Here is an 18,207-nt window from a genome sequence, read left to right on the forward strand (position 1 = left end):
CGAGAGCGGGCGGACCCGGGAGACTGGATTTCGTGCTATTGACGATCACTACCACGGCGGAACCGGCGACCGATCTGGGGTTCCTGCTGCACAAGCACCCCGACCGGGTGCAGCGGTTCCCCCAGTCGTTCGGGACGGCGCACGTCTTCTATCCCGAGGCGGATCAGGACCGGTGCACGGCCGCGCTGATGCTGGAGATCGACCCGATCGCGCTGGTCCGCACCCGGCGCCGCGACACCCCCGACTTCTCCCTGGGCCAGTACGTCAACGACCGCCCCTACGCGGCGTCGTCGCTGCTGGCGTCGGCGATGGCGAACGTGTTCCGCACCGCGCTGCGGGGACGCTGCGACGCCCGGCCCGAGCTGGCCGCCAGCGCGATCCCGCTGGAGGTCGCGCTGCCCGCGCTGCCCTGCCGGGGCGGCCCCGGCCTGGCCGAGGAGCTGTTCGCCCCGCTGGGCTGGCGGGTCGAGGCGACGCCCGTCCCGCTGGACCCGGGCTTCCCCGAGTGGGGCGACTCGCGGTACGTGTCGCTGACCCTGCGCGGCACGCTGCGGCTGGCCGCCGCCCTCAACCAGGTCTACGTGCTGCTGCCGGTGCTGGACCAGGCCAAGCACTACTGGATGTCGCCCCAGGAGGTCGACAAGCTGATCCGGGCCGGAGAGGGCTGGCTGGCCGACCACCCCGCCCGCACCACCATCGTCCGCCGCTACCTGGCCAACCGGCGCGGCCTGGTCCGCAGCGCGCTCGGCCGGCTCGCCGAGGCCGAGGACGCGCCCGAGGACGCCCTCGACCGCGGCCCCATCGACGAGGAGCCCCCCGCCGCCGGCGCCGCCGACGAGACCGCCGGAGCCGACGTCGCCGACGGGGTCGTCGAGGCCGACGGGGAGCTGCCCGCCGCGCCGCCCGTCCCGCTGGCCGAACGGCGCATCGCGGCCGTGCTGGAGGTGCTCCGCCAGGAGGGCGCCACCAGCGTCATCGACCTGGGCTGCGGCTCCGGCAAGCTGCTGAAGCGGATGCTGGCCGACCCGTTCTTCACCCGGGTCGCGGGCACCGACGTCTCGCACCGCGCGCTGACGATGGCCCGCCGCGCCCTGCAGGCGGTCCGCACGAACGCCCGATGGACGGTGTTCCCCGGGGCGCTGACCTACGCCGACGACCGCTTCCACGGCTATGACGCGGCCGTGCTCATGGAGGTGATCGAGCACATCGACCCGCCCCGGCTGCCCGCCGTCGAACGCGTGGTCTTCGGCGACGCCCGGCCCCGCGTCGTGGTGGTGACCACGCCGAACGTCGAGTACAACGTCCGCTACGCGGGCCTGGCGTCGGACGCGATGCGCCACCCCGACCACCGCTTCGAGTGGACCCGCGCCGAGTTCCGCGCCTGGACCGAGAAGGTCGCGCGGACCCACGGCTACACCGTCCGCCACCTGCCCGTGGGCGAGGACGACCCCGAGGTCGGCCCGCCGACACAGATGGGGGTGTTCACCCGATGACCGAGATCACGATCCCCGAGCTGGGACTGGTCGTGCTCGTCGGCGTGTCCGGATCCGGCAAGTCCCACTTCGCCCGCAAGCACTTCACGCCCACCCAGGTGGTCTCCTCCGACCGCTGCCGCGCCGTCGTCTCCGACGACGAGAACGACCAGTCCGCCACCGGGGACGCGTTCGAGCTGCTGCACTTCATCGTCGCCACCCGACTGCGGCGCGGGCTGCTGACCGTCGTGGACGCCACCAACCTGCAGCCGCGCAACCGGCAGCAGCTCGTGCGGATCGCCAAGGACCACGACGTGCCGGCGGTGGCGATCGTGCTGAAGGTCCCGCTGAAGGTCGCGCAGGAGCGCAACGCCGCCCGCCCCGACCGGTGTCTGCCCCCTCACGTGCTGCCCCGCCAGCACCGGGAGCTGCGGCACGGGCTGAAGAGCCTGAGCCGGGAGTTCCACCGGCACTACGTGCTCGACGGGGTCGAGGAGATCGACGCCGCCACCGTCGTCTACGCCAAGGCCCGGCACGACAGGCGGGAGCTGACCGGGCCGTTCGACATCATCGGCGACGTCCACGGCTGCCGCCCCGAGCTGGAGACCCTGCTGACCCGGCTGGGATACCGGATCGAACGCGACGCCGACGGCCGGGCCCGCGGCGCCCGCCACCCCGAGGGCCGCACCGCCGTGTTCGTCGGGGACCTGGTCGACCGCGGCCCCGACACCCCCGGCGTGCTGCGCCTGGTCATGGGGATGGTCGAGACCGGCGACGCGTTGTGCGTGTCCGGCAACCACGAGGACAAGCTGGTCCGCGCCCTGCGGGGCCGCAAGGTCAAGATCAGCCACGGGCTGGCCGCGTCGCTGACCCAGCTCGAGGCCGAGCCGGAGGAGTTCCGCGACCGGGTGCGGACCTTCCTGGGCGACCTGGTCAGCCACTACATGCTGGACGGCGGGCGGCTGGTGGTGGCGCACGCCGGGCTCAAGGAGAAGTACCAGGGCCGCTCCTCGGGCCGGGTCCGCGCGTTCGCCCTCTACGGCGACACCACCGGGGAGACCGACGAGTACGGGCTGCCGGTGCGCTACCCGTGGGCCGAGGACTACCGGGGCCGGGCCATGGTCGTCTACGGCCACACCCCGATCCCCGAACCGGAATGGGTCAACAACACCATCTGCCTGGACACCGGATGCGTGTTCGGCGGCCGGCTCACCGCGCTCCGCTACCCCGAACGCGAGCTGGTCTCCGTCCCCGCCGAGCGGGTCTGGTACCCGCCGGTCCGCCCGCTGGAGGCCGCGGCCCCGGACGCCTCGGCGGCCGGCGCCCGCCGGGAACGCGACGTGCTCAAGATCTCCGACGTGCACGACCTGAACGGCGTGCGGACCTCGCTGCTGGGGCGGGTCGCGGTCCGCGAGGAGAACGCGCTGGCCGCCCTGGAGGTGATGAGCCGGTTCGCGATCGACCCGCGCTGGCTGGTGTACCTGCCGCCCACCATGGCCCCGGCCGCCGCCTCCTCCCTGCCCGGCTACCTGGAGCATCCGGCCGAGGCGTTCGAGGCCTACCGCGGGGACGGGCTGGAGCGGGTGGTGTGCGAGGAGAAGCACATGGGCTCGCGGGCCATCGCGGTGGTCTGCCGGGACGCCGGGACGGCCGCCGATCGCTTCGGCGTGGACGACGGCACCACCGGAGCCCTCTACACCCGCACCGGCCGGGCGTTCTTCCGCGACCCGGCCCGCACCGAGGAGGTGCTGGACAGGCTGCGGGACGCGATCGGCGCGGCCGGGCTGTGGGACGAGCTCGGCACCGGCTGGCTGGTGCTGGACTGTGAGCTGATGCCGTGGTCGGTCAAGGCCATGGACCTCATCCGCACCCAGTACGCGGCCACCGCGGCCGCCGCCCGCGCCGCGCTGCCCGCCGCCACCGCCGCCCTGGAGCGGGCCGCCGCCCGCGGCCTGGACGTGGCGGACCTGCGGGCGCGCACGGCGCGCCGGGCGGGCAACGCGGCGGCGTTCCGCGACGCCTACGCCCGCTACTGCTGGACCGTCGACGGACTCGAGGGGGTCCGGCTCGCCCCGTTCCAGATCCTGGCGGGCGAGGGGACCTCGTACGCCGCCGCCCGCGACCACCTGTGGCACCTGCGGATCGCCGACCGGCTGGCCGCCGCCGACCCGAGCGGGCTGCTGGCCCCCACCGCCTCGCGGGTGGTGGAGCTGGCCTCGGAGGAGTCGGAGGCCGCCGTCACCGAGTGGTGGCTCGACCTCACCGAGAACGGCGGCGAGGGCATGGTCGTCAAGCCCCTCGGCTCCGCGCCCGCGGGCGGGAAGGTGCAGCCGGGCCTGAAATGCCGGGGCCGCGAATACCTGCGGATCATCTACGGGCCCGACTACGCCGACCCGGAGAACCTGGAGCGCCTCCGCGACCGCGGGCTGGGCCGGAAGCGGGCGCTGGCGCTGCGGGAGCACGCCCTCGGCATGGAGGCGCTGGACCGGCTCACCGCCGGGGAGCCCCTCTGGCGCGTCCACCAGGCCGTCTTCGCGGTGCTGGCGCTGGAGTGCGAGCCCGTCGACCCGCGGCTGTGACGCACGCCCCGGTTTGGCGCCGGGGCGGAATGCGAACATTGAGGGCATGGTGCATGAGCGCGCGGGGCAGCCGGCCCGCCCAGAGGACCTGGTCGACGTCGCCCGGCTGGTGACCGCCTACTACACGCGGCACCCCGACCCGGGCGAGGCGGCCCAGCAGGTGTCGTTCGGCACCTCCGGGCATCGCGGATCGGCCTTGAACTCCTCGTTCAACGAGGACCACATCCTGGCGACCAGCCAGGCCATCTGCGAGTACCGCGCCGCGCAGGGCGTGGGCGGCCCCCTGTTCCTGGGGGCCGACACCCACGCCCTGTCTGAGCCCGCCAAGGCCACCGCGCTGGAGGTGTTCGCGGCCAACGGGGTGCGGGTGCTCATCGACGACCGGGACGGCTACACGCCCACCCCGGCCGTCTCCCACGCCATCCTCCGCCACAACGCGGGCCGCACCTCGGGACTGGCCGACGGGGTCGTCGTCACCCCCTCGCACAACCCGCCCGGCGACGGCGGCTTCAAGTACAACCCGCCCCACGGGGGACCGGCCGGCACCGACGCCACCTCCTGGATCCAGGACCGCGCCAACGCCCTCATCGCCAGCGGGCTCAAGGAGGTCCGGCGGATCCCCTATGAGCGGGCGCTGGCCGCCGACACCACCGGCCGGTACGACTTCCTCGGCGGCTACGTCGACGACCTGCCGAACGTGCTGGACCTGGAGGCGATCCGCGCCGCGGGGGTGCGGATCGGCGCCGACCCGCTCGGCGGCGCGTCCGTCGCCTACTGGGGCGAGATCGCCGAGCGGCACCGCCTCGACCTCACCGTGGTCAACCCGGTCACCGACCCGACCTGGCGGTTCATGACGCTGGACTGGGACGGGAAGATCCGGATGGACTGCTCGTCGGCGTACGCCATGGCCTCGCTGATCGACAACCGGGCCGCCTACGACGTCGCCACCGGCAACGACGCCGACTCCGACCGGCACGGCATCGTCACCCCGGACGCCGGGCTGATGAACCCCAACCACTTCCTGGCCGTCGCCATCGAGTACCTGTTCACGCACCGCGACGGCTGGCCGGCCGCCGCCGGGGTCGGCAAGACCCTGGTCAGCAGCAGCATGATCGACAAGGTGGCGGACGCGCTCGGCCGGCCGCTGGTGGAGGTGCCGGTCGGGTTCAAGTGGTTCGTGGACGGGCTGCTGAGCGGCGACATCGGGTTCGGCGGCGAGGAGAGCGCCGGCGCGTCGTTCCTGCGCCGCGACGGGTCGGTGTGGACCACCGACAAGGACGGGATCATCCTGGCCCTGCTGGCCGCCGAGATCACCGCCGTCACCGGCGAGTCCCCCAGCCGACGGTACGCCGCGCTCGCCGAACGGCACGGCGCCCCCGCCTACGCGCGGGTCGACGCGCCCGCCACCCGCGAGCAGAAGGCCAGGCTGAAGAAGCTGTCGGCCGAGCAGATCACCGCGACCGAGCTGGCCGGGGACCCGATCACCGCGGTGCTCACCGAGGCGCCCGGCAACGGCGCCCCGATCGGCGGGGTCAAGGTCTGCACCGACCACGCCTGGTTCGCCGCCCGGCCGTCCGGCACCGAGGACGTCTACAAGATCTACGCCGAGTCGTTCCGCGGACCCGACCACCTGGCCAGGGTTCAGGACGAGGCCCGCGCCCTGGTGACCCGCACCCTGGGCGACTGACCCGTCCGCCCGCGGGCCGACCCCGGCCCGTCCGGGCCGCCGGGGACCGCCCGCCCGGGGCCGGCGCGTGGGCGGCCCTTCCCGGGACCGCCCGACCGTGGACGGCCGCCCGGCGGACGGCCGTCGTCCGCCGGGCGCGGGACTGCGGCTCAGGTGGAGAACAGCATGTGGAACACGCTGCGGTGCCGGTAGTACGGCGTGCCGTGGTGGTGGTGATGCACCTGCGGGGCCGCACCCCAGGCCGGGGCCGCGGGCGCCGCCGGCGGGGGCGGCGGGGCGGCCTGCATGTACTGCTGCTGCATCCTGGTGAGGGCCTCGAGCTCGCCGTAGTCCAGGAAGATCCCCCGGCACATCTCACACTGCTCGATGTGGACACCGTTGCGGTCGTACGTCCGCATCGCGCCACGACACTTGGGGCACTGCATCGCCTTACATCCTTCCGTCACGGAAGTCCCCGACTCGACCACCATAGGACCAGATCACGTCCGCGGAGACCCCCTGGTGGCAGAGATTCTGCTGCATGCGTCGACGAGTGCGTCCTCGAACCCGTCGAGCGGCCGCCCTGCGGACCGCGCAGATATGACGCAGGTGGCCGCGATTTGGATCGCCAAAGTTTGCGCCGGTATGTCCAGCCGGTCCCACAGCTCTCCCTCGGGGGTCGCCGCCGGGCCCCCGGCGGAGGCGTAGCCGGCCAGCAGACGGGACCAGTCCTCCGGCGGCAGCACCCCCGCCGAGAACAGCGCCGCGGGCCGCGCCAGGTCCCACGCCGGATCCCCGATCCCCAGGTCCTCGACGTCGATCATCCGCCACGCCCCGTCCGGCATCCGCACCAGCTGACCCAGATGCCAGTCCCCGTGGATCAGCGTCGGACGCGGGGGCGGCGGCGCCGGAGCCTCCCCGCGCACCCAGGCGGGCAGGCCCGCGAACGCCTCCCGGATCACCCGTTCCGCCGCCCCGTCGGGGCTCAGCCGGGCGACCGCCCGGGCGGCGCGCACCGGCCGCTCCCAGCGCGGCACCGTGAGCCGGCGATGGTCGGTCAGATGCAGCCGCGCCAGCAGCCGGCCCCCCTCCTCCCACGGAGGGTCCTCCGGACCGACCGGCTCCCCGTACGGCCACACCGTCACCACCCGGTCCCGCACCCGGCGGGGCGGCCCCACCGGCGGCAACAGCAGCTCGGGCAGCGCGGCGGCCGCGGCCATCCGCGCGGCCAGCGGCGGCCCGGTGTCCCGCCCGGCCTGATGCGCCTTGACCACCACCCCGCCCACCCGGAGCACCAGCACCCCGTGCCGGTCGTACAGCGTGACCGGCTCGGCGTCGGGATCGCCGCCGGGCGCCGCCCGGCCGATCGCGACCAGCTCGGCGTCCAGGGCGGAGGGGGCATCGGACATGTCCGGCAGCATACGCATGTGCCACGCTGGTGTCGTGACCGATTCCCCGGCGCCGGACCTGTGGCTGGTGCGCGAGCACACGGTGCTGTCGGTGGTGGTGGGCTCCCGGGCCTACGGGCTGGACACCGAGGACAGCGACGTGGACCGGCGCGGCGTCTTCCTGGCCCCGACCCCGCTGTTCTGGGGCCTCGACAAGCCGCCGACGCATCTGGAGGGGCCCGAGCCCGAACGCTTCTCCTGGGAGCTCGAACGGTTCTGCGACCTGGCCCTGCAGGCCAACCCGACCGTGCTGGAATGCCTGTGGTCGCCGCTGGTGGAGACGGCCACCGACCTCGGCCGCGAGCTGCTGCTGATCCGCACCGCGTTCCTGTCCCGGCGCGCGCACCGCACGTTCACCCGCTACGCCGACAGCCAGTTCCGCAAGCTGCAGGCCGATCTGCGCAACCACGGCGAGCCCCGCTGGAAGCATGTGATGCACATGCTGCGGCTGCTGCTCAGCGGCCGGCACCTGGCCGAGCACGGCCGGCCGCTGGTGCACGTCGGCGACCTGCGCGACCGGCTGCTGGCGGTCCGCCGCGGCGAGGTGGGCTGGCCGGAGATCGAACGCTGGCGCGCCGAGCTGACCGCCGGGATGGAGGCGGCCGTGGAACGCGGCCCGCTGCCGCCCGAACCCGACCGCCGCCGGGTCGCCGCCCTGCTGTACGAGGCCCGTCGCCGGTCCGCCGCCCGGGCCCTGGGGGTCGGCGGCTAGCCTCAGCGCATCCCGGCCCGCAGGAACTCCTCCCGCAGCACCCGCCGCCGCACCTTGCCGACCGGCGACCGCGGCAGCCGGGCGCACGGCAGGAAACGGGCGGGGACCTTGTAGCGCGACAGGTACTTCTCACAGTGGCGGCGCAGCTCGTCGGCCGAGAACGGATAGGCCGGATGCTCCACCACGCACGCCACCACCTGCTCGCCGCTCCGCTCGTCCGGCAGCCCCAACACCGCGCAGTCCAGCACCGCCGGATGCCGCCGCAGCACCTCCTCCACCTCCGACGGGTACACGCTGAAGCCGTTCACCTTGACCAGGTCGCGCTTGCGATCGATGATCGTCAGCCACCCGTCGGGATCCATCACCCCGATGTCCCCGGTGCGCAGCCAGCCGTCGGGGGACAGCACCCGGGCGGTCTCCTCCGGCCGGTTCCAGTAGCCGGCGAACACCTGCGGGCCGCGCACCATCAGCTCGCCCGGACGGCCCGGCGGCAGCACCACCGCGGGATCCTCGGCGTCCACCACCAGCACCTCGGTGCCCGGCAGCGGCAGCCCCACCGTGCGGTTGCGGGCGCCACCGCCGACCGGGTTGGCCGACACCGCCGGGGAGGCCTCGGTCAGCCCGTACGCCTGGATCAACCCGGTCAGCCCCCACTCCCGGAACCGGGCGATGGTCCGCTCGTCCATTCCGCTGGCGCCCGACAGGAACACCCGCACCGAGGCCAGGTCCTTGCAGGTCAGTCCCGGAGCGTCCATCAGCTCCCGGTACAGCGTCGGCACGCCCGGGAAGATCGTCGGCCGGTGACGGCGCAGCAGCCGGATCGTCTGCGCCAGGTCGAACCGCGGCAGCAGCACCACCGCCCCCGCCTCCATCATCGGGCCGATCAGGCAGCTCATCAGCCCGAAGGAGTGGAACAGCGGCAGCACCGCCAGCACCACCTCCGCACCGTACCGGCTCTCCACGTCCCAGGCGCACCGCTGGCAGGCGTTGGCGATCAGGTTGCGGTGGGTGAGCACCACGCCCTTGGGCCGCCCCTCGGTGCCCCCGGTGTACTGGATCACCGCCGGCCGCCGGGCCGGGTCGAGCTCCGCCTGCCGCACCGGCCGCGCCGGACGGCGCATCAGCTCGGCGAAGCGCACCACGCCGGCGTCCGGCGGCACCTCGGCGGTGACACGGTCCCGTTCGCGCCGCGCCGTCCGCAGCGGCAGCCGCAGCGCCGGCCGCCGGTGCCAGGGGAACTGCTCCGCGAGCGAGGTGACCACCACATGGTCGAGCCGCGCCCCGCGGCGCACCGCGCGCAGCGTCGCATACGACCGGTCCAGCACCACCGCGACCCGGGGGCCGCAGTCGACGAGCTGGCGGCGCATCTCCTCCTCGGTGCACAGCGGGTTGTGCAGCGCCGCGATCGCCCCCAGCCGCAGCGTCCCGAAGAAGGCGATCACCTGCTGCGGGCAGTTCGGCAGGATCAGCGCCACCCGGTCGCCGGGCCGCACCCCGAGCGCGTGCAGCGCGGCGGCGAACCGGTCGACGGCCTGCAGCAGCCGCCGGTAGGTGAACCGGCGGCCGAAGAACCACAGCGCCGTGGCACGGGGACGCCGGGCGGCGGTGTCGTCGAGCAGCCGGGTCACCGGGATGTCGGGAACGTCCACATCGGCGGGCACCCCCGCGGGATACGACCGCACCCAGGGGCGGATGTGATGTGACGCGGCCCACATATCCGGAGATTCAAGCACTCACGGAAAGTGTCCGCGACCCTCCGGCCGCTCCCTCCCGGCGTGCCCGATCATGACATGCGCGAGCGCATCGCGGCCGGGCGCCCCCGCCGGCGGTGCTTCGTCACGGTGGGCGGCGCGCGCGCCTGTACGGCTTCCCCCTCCCGCCGCCTCCGACGCGACCTGCGCGGCGTGCACCTGATGCCGCCGGAGGACCGGGAGGGCCCGACGCTCCCCGAGGCCACGCCGCCCGCGACGGCCTGCACGGGCCGGTGGCGCGGACCCGGCTCAGTGCTCGACGACCAGCCTGAGCCCCAGGGCCACCAGCACCGTCCCGGTGATCGCGTCCAGCCGGCGGCGGACCGCCGGCCGGGACAGCAGCCGGCGCAGCGCCCCCACTACGGCGGACACCACGGTGAACCAGCTCCCGGTGATCGCCGCCGCGACGACCGCCAGCAGCAGCGTGTCCGCCACCCCGGGGGAGGCGGGCAGGAACTGCGGCATCAGCGCGACGAAGAACACCGCCGCCTTGGGGTTGAGCACGTTGGTCAGCAGGCCCTGCCAGAACCCCGACCACGGCCGGGAAGCGGGATCGGCGTCGCCGGCGTCGTCACCGGCACCGTCACCGGCCTCGCCGCCGTCGGCGGCGGCCGCGGCGTGCCCGCCGCGCAGCGCCCCCCACACCGCCCGCGTCCCCATGTACAGCAGGTAGGCCGCGCCCACCAGCTTGACCACCGTGAACGCGGTCGCCGAGGCCGCCAGCAGCGCCGCGATCCCCAGCGCCGCGCACACCGACCACACCATCACCCCGACCGCGATCCCCAACGCGGTCATCACACCCGTTCGCCGCCCGGACACCGCGGCGTTCCGAACCGTGATCGCAAAGTCCGGTCCCGGCGACATCGCCGCCACGGTGACGACTCCTGCGAATACAGCCAACTGCATCAGGTCCACTCCGCGAGTCTAAAACCTCATCACCCCGCTTCGGAGCCCGCAGAAATTGCGTTGCGCCCGCACGGGGGCTGCGGCACAGTGGTCGGCGAAGACGGTCGGAACACCGACGGGAAGGGGTGACGGAGATGTCGCGACATCGGCGAGTCCTCGCTGGTCGCAGCGCGTCCGACCCCACAAGCGGCGCTCGAGCGTGACCGCCGTCTCCTCGCGTCGCCGCCCGGGGTCCGGACTCCGGGCGGTTTTGTCGGGAGGGTTGGCCGAGCGGTAAGGCAGCGGCTTGCTAAGCCGTCGTCAGGGACACCTGCGTGAGTTCGAATCTCACACCCTCCGCATGCCTTTTCGGCGCAGGGCGCCGGCGCCTTCGTCGCCCGGCCGGACGCGCCCGGGCAATGGATTTCCATTCCCGTCCTCGCACAACCGAATATCGAGTCCTCGTGGTGTAGCGGACAACACACCTGGGTGCGGACCAGGAGAGCGCAGGTTCGAATCCTGCCGAGGACACGGCGTCCGTGGTGTAGTGGCATCTGCACGCCGGGTTGTGGCCCCGGAGGTCCTCGGTTCGATTCCGGGCGGTCGCCCTGGAGACCTCCGCGCCCGCCGGCCGCCCGAAGGACCGGAAGGCGGCCGGCGGGCCGGGGGGAGGTCCTGCCCGCCCAGGGGCCGGGGACGGACAGGCGGGGGAACACCGGGGGATGGCGGAGTCGGGACCCGGTGCGGCCTTCACCCCACCCTCTAGTCGATCGAGGGCCGCGCAAAGGTTGCCGCCCGAATCGAAATCGTCCGCGGATCGCGGAGGGCGGGCGCCTCCCGGGTGCGGCGCGCACCCTCTCCGGCGCAGCGGCCGGTCCGGGCGACCCGCGGAGCGTCCGTCCCGGCCCGGGGACGCAGGACACCGGGAGGGGCCGGGAAGGGTCAGCGCGCCCCGCGCTCGCGCCGCATCAATGCGCGGTCGCGGACGACCTCGGCGATCTGCTCCGCGGCCCGCCGGGGGTCCTGGTGCTCCCAGACGTGGACGACGGCCCAGCCGTCTGCGAAGAGCCGGCGGTCGCTCAGGGCGTTCCGCCGCCGTTCGCGCCCGGCCTCCTCGGACCAGTGCCCGGCGTCGGTGCGCTCGTCGAGATGGGGCTCGGGGCACTCGCGCCAGAAACAGCGGTCGAGGAACACCGCGACCTTGAGCTCGGGGAAGGCCAGATCGGCGATGCGGGGGACGTCGTGCGGGAGGCGATAGGCGGTCTGGTGGCGCAGACCGCGGTCCTGCAACGCGCGTCGCAGGGCCGCCAGGGGGCCGGCGCCCCCGATCGCGTTCTCCTGCGTGCCCTCGTGGACGCCTTCACCGGCGGCGCCGACCGGATCGACCGTTTCCATGATCCCGACATTACGGGCATCGGATCGCGCATGCGGCCGACCCGCGCGACCGCGATCGAATCGCCCCGCCCCCGGTCCGGGGCCGCGCCGGGGCGCCGTCCGGATCAGAACCGTCCGCGGATCGTGGAGGGGGCGCCCGCCCCGGCGGCGCGGACCGTGACGACGAAGACGTCCCGGCCCGGGTCGTGCGGACCTCCGGGCCGGTACTGAGCGGCGATCACGTACTCGCCGGGGGGCAGCGTCCGGCCGGGGGACAGGACGTACCGGTAGACGATCGCGTCGGGGGCGAGATCGATGGCGGACCGCACGGGCGAGCCCGGCGGCGAGGTCCAGGACCCGGCCGGGAACGTCCGCCGGGAGCGGGCGACCCGGATGGTGACGTGCAGCGTGGTCAGCGGTCGGCGGACGGTCAGCCTGAGGACGTCGCGTCCCCGGTGCGGCAGGGCGGCCCGGTCGTGCGCGGCGGTCACCGACACCGGGGCGGGACGCGGGCCGTCGTCGTCCTCGCGGCCCGGATCCTTCGGCGCGGGCGGCCGGCTGCTCTCCACCGTGCGCTCCTCGGCCTCGACGCCTTCGCCGGGGGAGGGGGAGACGGTGACGGTGGCGGGGGAGGAGTCGAGAGGGGCGCCGGTGCGGGGCGGCGGCGGGGGGACGGCCGGCTCGGGATCCGTCCCGCCGCCCCGCATGACCGCGGCCAGTGAGGTCGCGCCCAGCACCCCGGCCGTGGCCAGGGCCGCGACGGCGACCCGGAGGGCGCCGCGGCCCCGTCGGGGACGCCGTGCGACGGGAAGCGGCTCCGGGGCGGCGGGCGGCTCGTTCAAGGCGGCCTCGACCCGCGCCCAGATGCGGGCGGTGTCGGGCCGGTGCCGTTCGGCCTCGGCGTGCAATCGGTCGCGCAGCCACGCCAAGGACTCCTCGGTGCGGCGTTCGCGCCGCCCGCGCATCACGCCCCTCCCGGCCGGCTCTGCGGGCGCAGGGCCTGGGCGCGATAGCCCGCCAGCAGCTCGGCGGCCGCATTGCCGCGCAGCTGCCGCTCCAGCTCGGCGACGGCCCGGGAGGTCTGGCTCTTGACGGTGCCGACCGAGATCCCCAGCACCCGCGCGGTCTCCTGCTCGGAGAGGTCGAACGCGTACCGCAGCACCAGGCAGGCGCGTTTGCGGTGCGGCAGCCTGCGCAGCGCGGCCCGCAGGTCGACCATCGCCGCCACGTCGGGACCGTCGGTGACGTCGTCGGCGTCGCCGCCCAGCGCGGCCATCCGGCCGCGTTCCCGCACGATCGCGCGCAACCGGCTGTTGGACAGGTTCACCACGATCCGGCGGACGTAGGCCAGCGGCCGATCGGTTCCGCGCACCCGGTCCCAGTTGCGCCAGGCCGCCACCAGCGCGTCGGCGGCCAGGTCGTCGGCCGCGTCGGGATCGCCGATCAGCAGATACGCCAGCCGGGCCAGCTCCCGATGATGCCGCTCGAAGAAGCGGTGGAACTCCTGACGGGCGTCCTGGTCCGGCGATCCGTCCACCGCCACCGCCTTCGCCCCGACGTTCCCGTATGCGCTGACGTCGCGAGGGTAACAGCCGGTGGCCGGGCTGTCCCGGAATGCCGTGACATGCACCGGAAGGACCGGTGGGAGGCCGGGAAGGACCGATGGGAAGACGAAGAGACCGGCCTGCGGCGGATGAGCCGGAGCCGCCAGGCCGGCCGTACCCCTCGTCACAGACGGCCGGTGCGCCCACCACGCACCACAAGGACCAGAGCGCATCCGCCGTCCGACACGATCAGCGTAGAAACGATCATGCCGGACGGCGGACGCTCTTAAGGTTCTGTTGATCTTCCGCTAGGAGATCCATAAGGCGGGTCAGGACGACTCGCGCACCACCAGCCGGGTGTCCACGATGACCGCGGTGTGCTCGGCCTGCTCACCGCGCATCCGGGCCACCAGCAGCTGCACCATCTCCCGGCCCATCCGCTCGGTGGGCTGGTGGACGGTGGTCAGCGGCGGCTCGGCGCGCCGGGCGGCGGCCGAGTCCTCGAACCCGACCACCGCCACGTCGTCGGGCACGCGCCGGCCGGCCGCCCGCAGCGCCCGCAACGCCCCCAGCGCCATGTTGTCCGAGGCCACGAACACCGCGTCCAGCTCCGCGTCGCGCTCCAGCAGCTCCTGCATGGCGCGGTGGCCGCCCTCCTCGCTGAAGTCGGCGTAGGAGACCAGCTCGGGCAGGTCGCCCAGCGCCCGGCGATAACCGGCCAGCCGGTCGATGCCCACCCCCATGTCCTGGGGGCCGGCGATGGTGGCGATCCTCCGCCGGCCCCGCTCCACCAGGTGGGACACCGCCTGATGGGCCCCGCCCTCGTTGTCGGCGTCCACGTAGCTGACCTCGGCGAGGTCCTGGCCGACCGGCCGGCCGCCCAGCACGGTGGGGACGCCGTGCCGCTCCAGCAGGGCCGGCAGGGGGTCGGCCTCGTGCAGGCTGATCAGCATCACGCCGTCGACGTGGTGGCCGGTCAGGTACTGCTTGAGCCGGTCGTGGTCACGGGCCGACCTGGCCAGGGTGAACATCAGCTGCAGCCCGGTGTCGTTGAGCGCCGAGCTGATGCCCCGGATGATGTCGGCGAAGTACGGCTCGGCGAACAGCCGCTCCTCGTCCTCCGACAGCACCAGCGCCACCGTGTCGGTGCGCCGGGTCACCAGCGTCCGGGCGGCCCGGTTGGGCACGTACCCCAGTTCCTTGATGGCCGCCTGCACCGCGGCCCTGGCCTGCGCGCTCACGCGCGGCGAGCCGTTGATGACCCGGGACACCGTGCCGCGGCCCACCCCGGCCAACGCCGCCACCTCCTCCAGCGTGGGGCGCTTTCGCGATGCGGCGCGTGATTGGGCGCGCCTCACCCGTTCCGATCCCTCACCGTCGTGTGGCCCTTTCACCATGACGCGGTCAACCCGGCAGCCCGCCCCGCCGGATCGTCTGTGCATACCATCGGGCGCTCGCCTTGGGGATGCGCCGCTGCGTAGCGTAGTCAACGTAGACCAGGCCGAAGCGCTTGGAGTATCCCCAGGCCCACTCGAAATTGTCCATCAGGGACCAGGTGAAGTAGCCCCGCAGCGGCACGCCCGCCTCGATGGCCCGGGCGCAGGCCCGCAGGTGAGCGTCCAGATAGGCGATCCGGTCGTCGTCGCGCACGGACCCGTCGGGGTCGGGGACGTCGTCATAGCCCGCGCCGTTCTCGGTGATGTACAGCGGCACCGCCGGATAGTCGCGGTGCACCCGCGACAGCACCTCCAGCAGCCCGTCCGGATCGATCTCCCAGCCCATGCCGGTCACCGGCCTGCCCCGGCTGACGAACCGGACGTGCTCGGAGCCCACCCACGGCGACACCGCCGAGAACGGGGACGACGCCGCCTGGGTCGCCTCGCCGGGCCGCCCCGAGACGGTGTGCCGCGTGTAGTAGTTGATCCCCAGCAGGTCGTTGCGGACCCCGATGGTCTGCAGGTCCCCGTCCCGGACGTGATCGGCGAACCCGAACGGCGCCAGGTCCTCCAGCAGGTCCTCGGGGTAGCGGCCGTGCAGCAGGGCGTCCAGGAAGAACCGGTTCTGCAGGCCGTCGATGCGGCGCGCCGCGTCCAGGTCCTCGGGGGCCTCGGAGGCGGGGGAGATCGCGTACAGGTTGACCGCCGGGCCGATGCGGGAGCCCGAGCGCCGCCCCCGCATCGCCTGCACCGCCAGCCCGTGCCCCAGCAGCAGATGGTGGGCGGCGCGCAGCGCGGCGGCCGGTTCGCGCCGTCCGGGCGCGTGCTCGCCGGAGGCGTACCCCAGATAGGCGGCGCACCACGGCTCGTTGATCGTCATCCAGTTCCGCACCCGGTCGCCGAGCGCCTCATGCGCCAGCGCCGCGTACTCGGCGAACCGCAGCGCGGTGTCGCGCTCGGGCCAGCCGCCCTTGTCCTCCAGGGCCTGCGGCAGGTCCCAGTGGTAGAGGGTGATCCACGGCTCGATCCCGGCCTGGAGCAGCTCGTCGACCAGCCGCCGGTAGAAGTCCAGGCCGCGCTGGTCGGCCGGGCCCGTTCCGGACGGCTGGATCCGCGGCCACGACAGCGAGAACCGGTAGGCGTTCAGGCCCAGCTCGGCCATCAGCGCCACGTCCTCGGCGTACCGGTGGTAGTGGTCGACGGCCTCGGCGGCGGTGTCCCCGCCGAGCACCGCGCCGGGGGTGTCGCAGAAGGTGTCCCAGATGGACCGGCCCCTCCCGCCCTCGTCGACGGCCCCCTCGATCTGGTACGCGGAGGTCGCCGCCCCCCAGCGGAAGTCCTGCGGGAAGCTGACGAGGGCCGATTCCCGGGTCTGCGTTTGCCTCTCGTGTGCTGCTGTCACGCCTTGACCGCGCCTTCCATGATCCCGCCGATGATCTGGCGGCTGAAGATGACGAAAACGATGAGCAGGGGCACCGTGGCGACCGTGGTCCCGGCGAAGACCAGGGTGTAGTCCTGGAAGTAGGCCCCGTTGAGCTGCCGGATGGACAGCTGCACGGTGGGGTTCTCCGGGGTGAGCGCGGCCAGCGGCCACATGAACTCGTTCCAGGTCTGCATGAAGGTCAACAGCGCCAGCACGCCGGCCGCCGGGCGCAGCGCGGGCAGCACGACGCTCCAGTAGATGCGGAACGTGGAGCAGCCGTCCACCCGGGCCGCCTCGATCAGCTCGTCCGGCACCGCCTGCTGGGTGTACTGGCGCATCATGAACACGCCGAACCCGGTGATCAGGAACGGCAGGATGACCGACTGCAGCTCGCCCTGCCAGCCGAACCAGCCCATCATCATGTAGAGCGGGATGATCCCCATCTGGACCGGGATCATCATCGTCGCGATCACCGTGAGCAGCAGCGCGTTCTTGCCGCGGAACCGCAGCTTGGCGAACGCGAACCCGGCCATGGTGGCGAACAGCACCGTGGAGATCGTCACCGAGCTCGCCACGATCGCCGAGTTCACCAGACCCTTGGCGAAGTAGGCCTCCTGGGCGTCGAACACCTTCGAGACGTTCTCGCCCAGCTCGCCGCCCGGCAGCATCGGCGGCGGGACGTCACCGACGATCTCGTTCCCCCGGGTGGCCACGATGATCATCCAGTAGATCGGGAAGACCGACAGGACCAGCCCGACGATCAGGGTGATGTAGGTCAGCGGGCTGGCCTCCCACAGCCCGCGCAGCCGGCCGGCGCGGGGCCTGGCGTGCTGGCCCCGGGCTCCGGCCAGATCAGGACCGGCCACCAGCGTCATCGCGCGCCCCCCATCCGGCGAATGATCATGAAGTTGAGCAGCGAGAACACGATGATCAGCAGGAAGATCATCCAGGCCACCGCGGCGCCGTAGCCGTAGTCGTCATTGCTGAACGCCGTGTCGAACATGTACATGGCGATCGTCTGGAACTGGCCGGTCGAGCCGCCGTCGGTGTCGCCGTTGTCGAACAGCACCGGCTCGGTGAACAGCTGCAGCCCGCCGATGGTGGACACGATCGCGGTGAAGATGATGGTGGGCCGCAGCATCGGCAGCGTGATCGTCCAGAACTGCCGGCGCCGCGAGGCCCCGTCGATGGCCGCGGCCTCGTACAGGTCCTTGGGGATGGACTGCATCGCGGCCAGATAGATCAGCGCGTTGTAGCCGGTCCACCGCCAGTCGACCATCACGCTGATGGCCACCCACGACCACCAGCGGTCGGACTGCCAGGCGATCGGATCCACCCCGACCAGCCCCAGCAGCCAGTTGATCAGCCCGAAGTCGGTGTCGAACAGCTGGGTGAAGACCACCGCCACCGCCACCGTGGAGGTGACCAGCGGCATCATGAACCCCACCCGGAACAGCGTGCTGCCGCGCAGCCGCCGGTTGAGCGCGTTGGCCAGCATCAGCGCCAGCAGCAGCTGCGGCACGGTGGCGATGACGAACATGCCGAGGGTGTTGACCACGGCGTTGAAGAAGTTCGCGTCCTGCAGCAGCTCGGTGTAGTTGCGCAGTCCGACGAACTCGTCCTTGCCGCTGGCCAGTTCGCGGTCGCGCAGCGACATCCACAGCGTGAACAGCAGTGGGAACGCGCCGAACACCGCGAACACGACGTAGAACGGCGAGATCAGCAGGTAGGGCGAGACCTTGATGTCCAGGCGGGACAGCCGGGCCCGCACGCCCCGGTCGGGAGGCGAGGCGGTGGTGCCGGCCTTCGCCCGTCGCCGGGTGGGCGTCGGGCGCACGTCCAGGCTCATGGGATGTCCTTTCGGAGATCGGGGCGGGCCTCCTCGCCCGGCCGCCCCCGTGCGGCCGGGCGAGGAGG

The 18,207-nt window shown here is 73.4% G+C and carries 15 protein-coding genes and 3 tRNA genes; 7 read left to right on the top strand and 11 right to left on the bottom strand.

Features of this window, described 5'->3' with window-relative positions; all coding sequences use genetic code 11:
* Positions 1-32 precede the first annotated feature (32 nt).
* From EIO00_RS12995 to pgm, 3 genes are read left to right on the top strand one after another with little or no spacing between them, the layout of a single operon-like run.
* Entirely contained in the window at positions 33-1,493 is a 1,461-nt protein-coding gene (locus EIO00_RS12995; protein ID WP_140178634.1) for a 3' terminal RNA ribose 2'-O-methyltransferase Hen1, read from the top strand.
* Positions 1,490-4,051 (top strand): polynucleotide kinase-phosphatase, encoded by a 2,562-nt coding sequence (locus EIO00_RS13000; protein ID WP_140178636.1) that lies wholly within the window; start codon positions 1,490-1,492, stop codon positions 4,049-4,051. Before EIO00_RS12995 ends, EIO00_RS13000 begins: the two co-directional genes overlap by 4 nt.
* Before the next feature lie 46 nt (positions 4,052-4,097).
* Positions 4,098-5,738, top strand: coding sequence for a phosphoglucomutase (alpha-D-glucose-1,6-bisphosphate-dependent) (pgm, locus tag EIO00_RS13005; RefSeq protein WP_140178638.1), 1,641 nt, complete (start codon positions 4,098-4,100; stop codon positions 5,736-5,738).
* 149 nt (positions 5,739-5,887) lie between these two features.
* On the opposite strand, the gene EIO00_RS13010 is transcribed toward pgm, so the two are convergent.
* Positions 5,888-6,163: a TFIIB-type zinc ribbon-containing protein gene (locus EIO00_RS13010; RefSeq protein WP_140178640.1), complete on the bottom strand. Its 276-nt coding sequence runs from the start codon at positions 6,161-6,163 to the stop codon at positions 5,888-5,890.
* A gap of 54 nt (positions 6,164-6,217) precedes the next feature.
* On the bottom strand, positions 6,218-7,126 hold the full coding sequence (locus EIO00_RS13015) for a phosphotransferase family protein (protein ID WP_241661316.1): 909 nt from the start codon (positions 7,124-7,126) through the stop codon (positions 6,218-6,220).
* Between the two features lie 34 nt (positions 7,127-7,160).
* On the opposite strand from EIO00_RS13015, the gene EIO00_RS13020 reads away from it, so the two are divergent.
* Positions 7,161-7,877, top strand: coding sequence for a nucleotidyltransferase domain-containing protein (locus EIO00_RS13020; protein ID WP_241661317.1), 717 nt, complete (start codon positions 7,161-7,163; stop codon positions 7,875-7,877).
* A 2-nt stretch (positions 7,878-7,879) separates the two neighbouring features.
* Here the strand turns inward: EIO00_RS13020 and EIO00_RS13025 are convergent, their stop codons facing one another.
* Positions 7,880-9,559: an AMP-binding protein gene (locus EIO00_RS13025; RefSeq protein WP_241661318.1), complete on the bottom strand. Its 1,680-nt coding sequence runs from the start codon at positions 9,557-9,559 to the stop codon at positions 7,880-7,882.
* A 318-nt stretch (positions 9,560-9,877) separates the two neighbouring features.
* Positions 9,878-10,534 carry a LysE family translocator gene (locus EIO00_RS13030; protein WP_241661319.1) on the bottom strand — a complete coding sequence of 219 codons (657 nt, stop codon included), beginning with the start codon at positions 10,532-10,534 and terminating at the stop codon, positions 9,878-9,880.
* Between the two features lie 256 nt (positions 10,535-10,790).
* Between EIO00_RS13030 and EIO00_RS13035 the strand changes: the two genes are divergently transcribed.
* The 3 genes from EIO00_RS13035 to EIO00_RS13045 all read left to right on the top strand — a co-directional run bounded on the left by EIO00_RS13035 (position 10,791) and on the right by EIO00_RS13045 (position 11,122).
* A tRNA-Ser gene (locus EIO00_RS13035) sits at positions 10,791-10,873 on the top strand.
* Positions 10,874-10,971: 98 nt separating this feature from the next.
* Positions 10,972-11,044: transfer RNA gene (locus EIO00_RS13040), tRNA-Arg, on the top strand.
* A 1-nt stretch (position 11,045) separates the two neighbouring features.
* A tRNA-His gene (locus EIO00_RS13045) sits at positions 11,046-11,122 on the top strand.
* 333 nt (positions 11,123-11,455) lie between these two features.
* Here EIO00_RS13045 and EIO00_RS13050 read toward each other — a convergent pair.
* The 7 genes from EIO00_RS13050 to EIO00_RS13080 all read right to left on the bottom strand — a co-directional run bounded on the left by EIO00_RS13050 (position 11,456) and on the right by EIO00_RS13080 (position 18,139).
* The gene (locus tag EIO00_RS13050) at positions 11,456-11,908 is read right to left on the bottom strand and encodes a PDDEXK family nuclease (RefSeq protein ID WP_140178644.1); all 453 of its coding nucleotides are present in this window, start codon (positions 11,906-11,908) and stop codon (positions 11,456-11,458) included.
* A gap of 104 nt (positions 11,909-12,012) precedes the next feature.
* Positions 12,013-12,852, bottom strand: coding sequence for a hypothetical protein (locus tag EIO00_RS13055; RefSeq protein WP_140178646.1), 840 nt, complete (start codon positions 12,850-12,852; stop codon positions 12,013-12,015).
* On the bottom strand, positions 12,852-13,424 hold the full coding sequence (locus tag EIO00_RS13060) for a SigE family RNA polymerase sigma factor (RefSeq protein WP_241661320.1): 573 nt from the start codon (positions 13,422-13,424) through the stop codon (positions 12,852-12,854). Before EIO00_RS13060 ends, EIO00_RS13055 begins: the two co-directional genes overlap by 1 nt.
* Before the next feature lie 336 nt (positions 13,425-13,760).
* Positions 13,761-14,735 carry a LacI family DNA-binding transcriptional regulator gene (locus EIO00_RS13065; RefSeq protein WP_241661321.1) on the bottom strand — a complete coding sequence of 325 codons (975 nt, stop codon included), beginning with the start codon at positions 14,733-14,735 and terminating at the stop codon, positions 13,761-13,763.
* A gap of 100 nt (positions 14,736-14,835) precedes the next feature.
* A complete protein-coding gene (locus tag EIO00_RS13070; RefSeq protein WP_140178652.1) occupies positions 14,836-16,269 on the bottom strand; it encodes a GH1 family beta-glucosidase in 1,434 nt (477 codons plus the stop codon).
* Positions 16,266-17,165 (bottom strand): carbohydrate ABC transporter permease, encoded by a 900-nt coding sequence (locus EIO00_RS13075; RefSeq protein ID WP_206664127.1) that lies wholly within the window; start codon positions 17,163-17,165, stop codon positions 16,266-16,268. Before EIO00_RS13075 ends, EIO00_RS13070 begins: the two co-directional genes overlap by 4 nt.
* Positions 17,162-18,139: a carbohydrate ABC transporter permease gene (locus EIO00_RS13080; protein ID WP_140178654.1), complete on the bottom strand. Its 978-nt coding sequence runs from the start codon at positions 18,137-18,139 to the stop codon at positions 17,162-17,164. Before EIO00_RS13080 ends, EIO00_RS13075 begins: the two co-directional genes overlap by 4 nt.
* Positions 18,140-18,207: the final 68 nt, after the last annotated feature.

Source organism: Thermomonospora catenispora (genome assembly GCF_006363815.1).
GTDB lineage: Bacteria > Actinomycetota > Actinomycetes > Streptosporangiales > Streptosporangiaceae > Thermomonospora > Thermomonospora catenispora.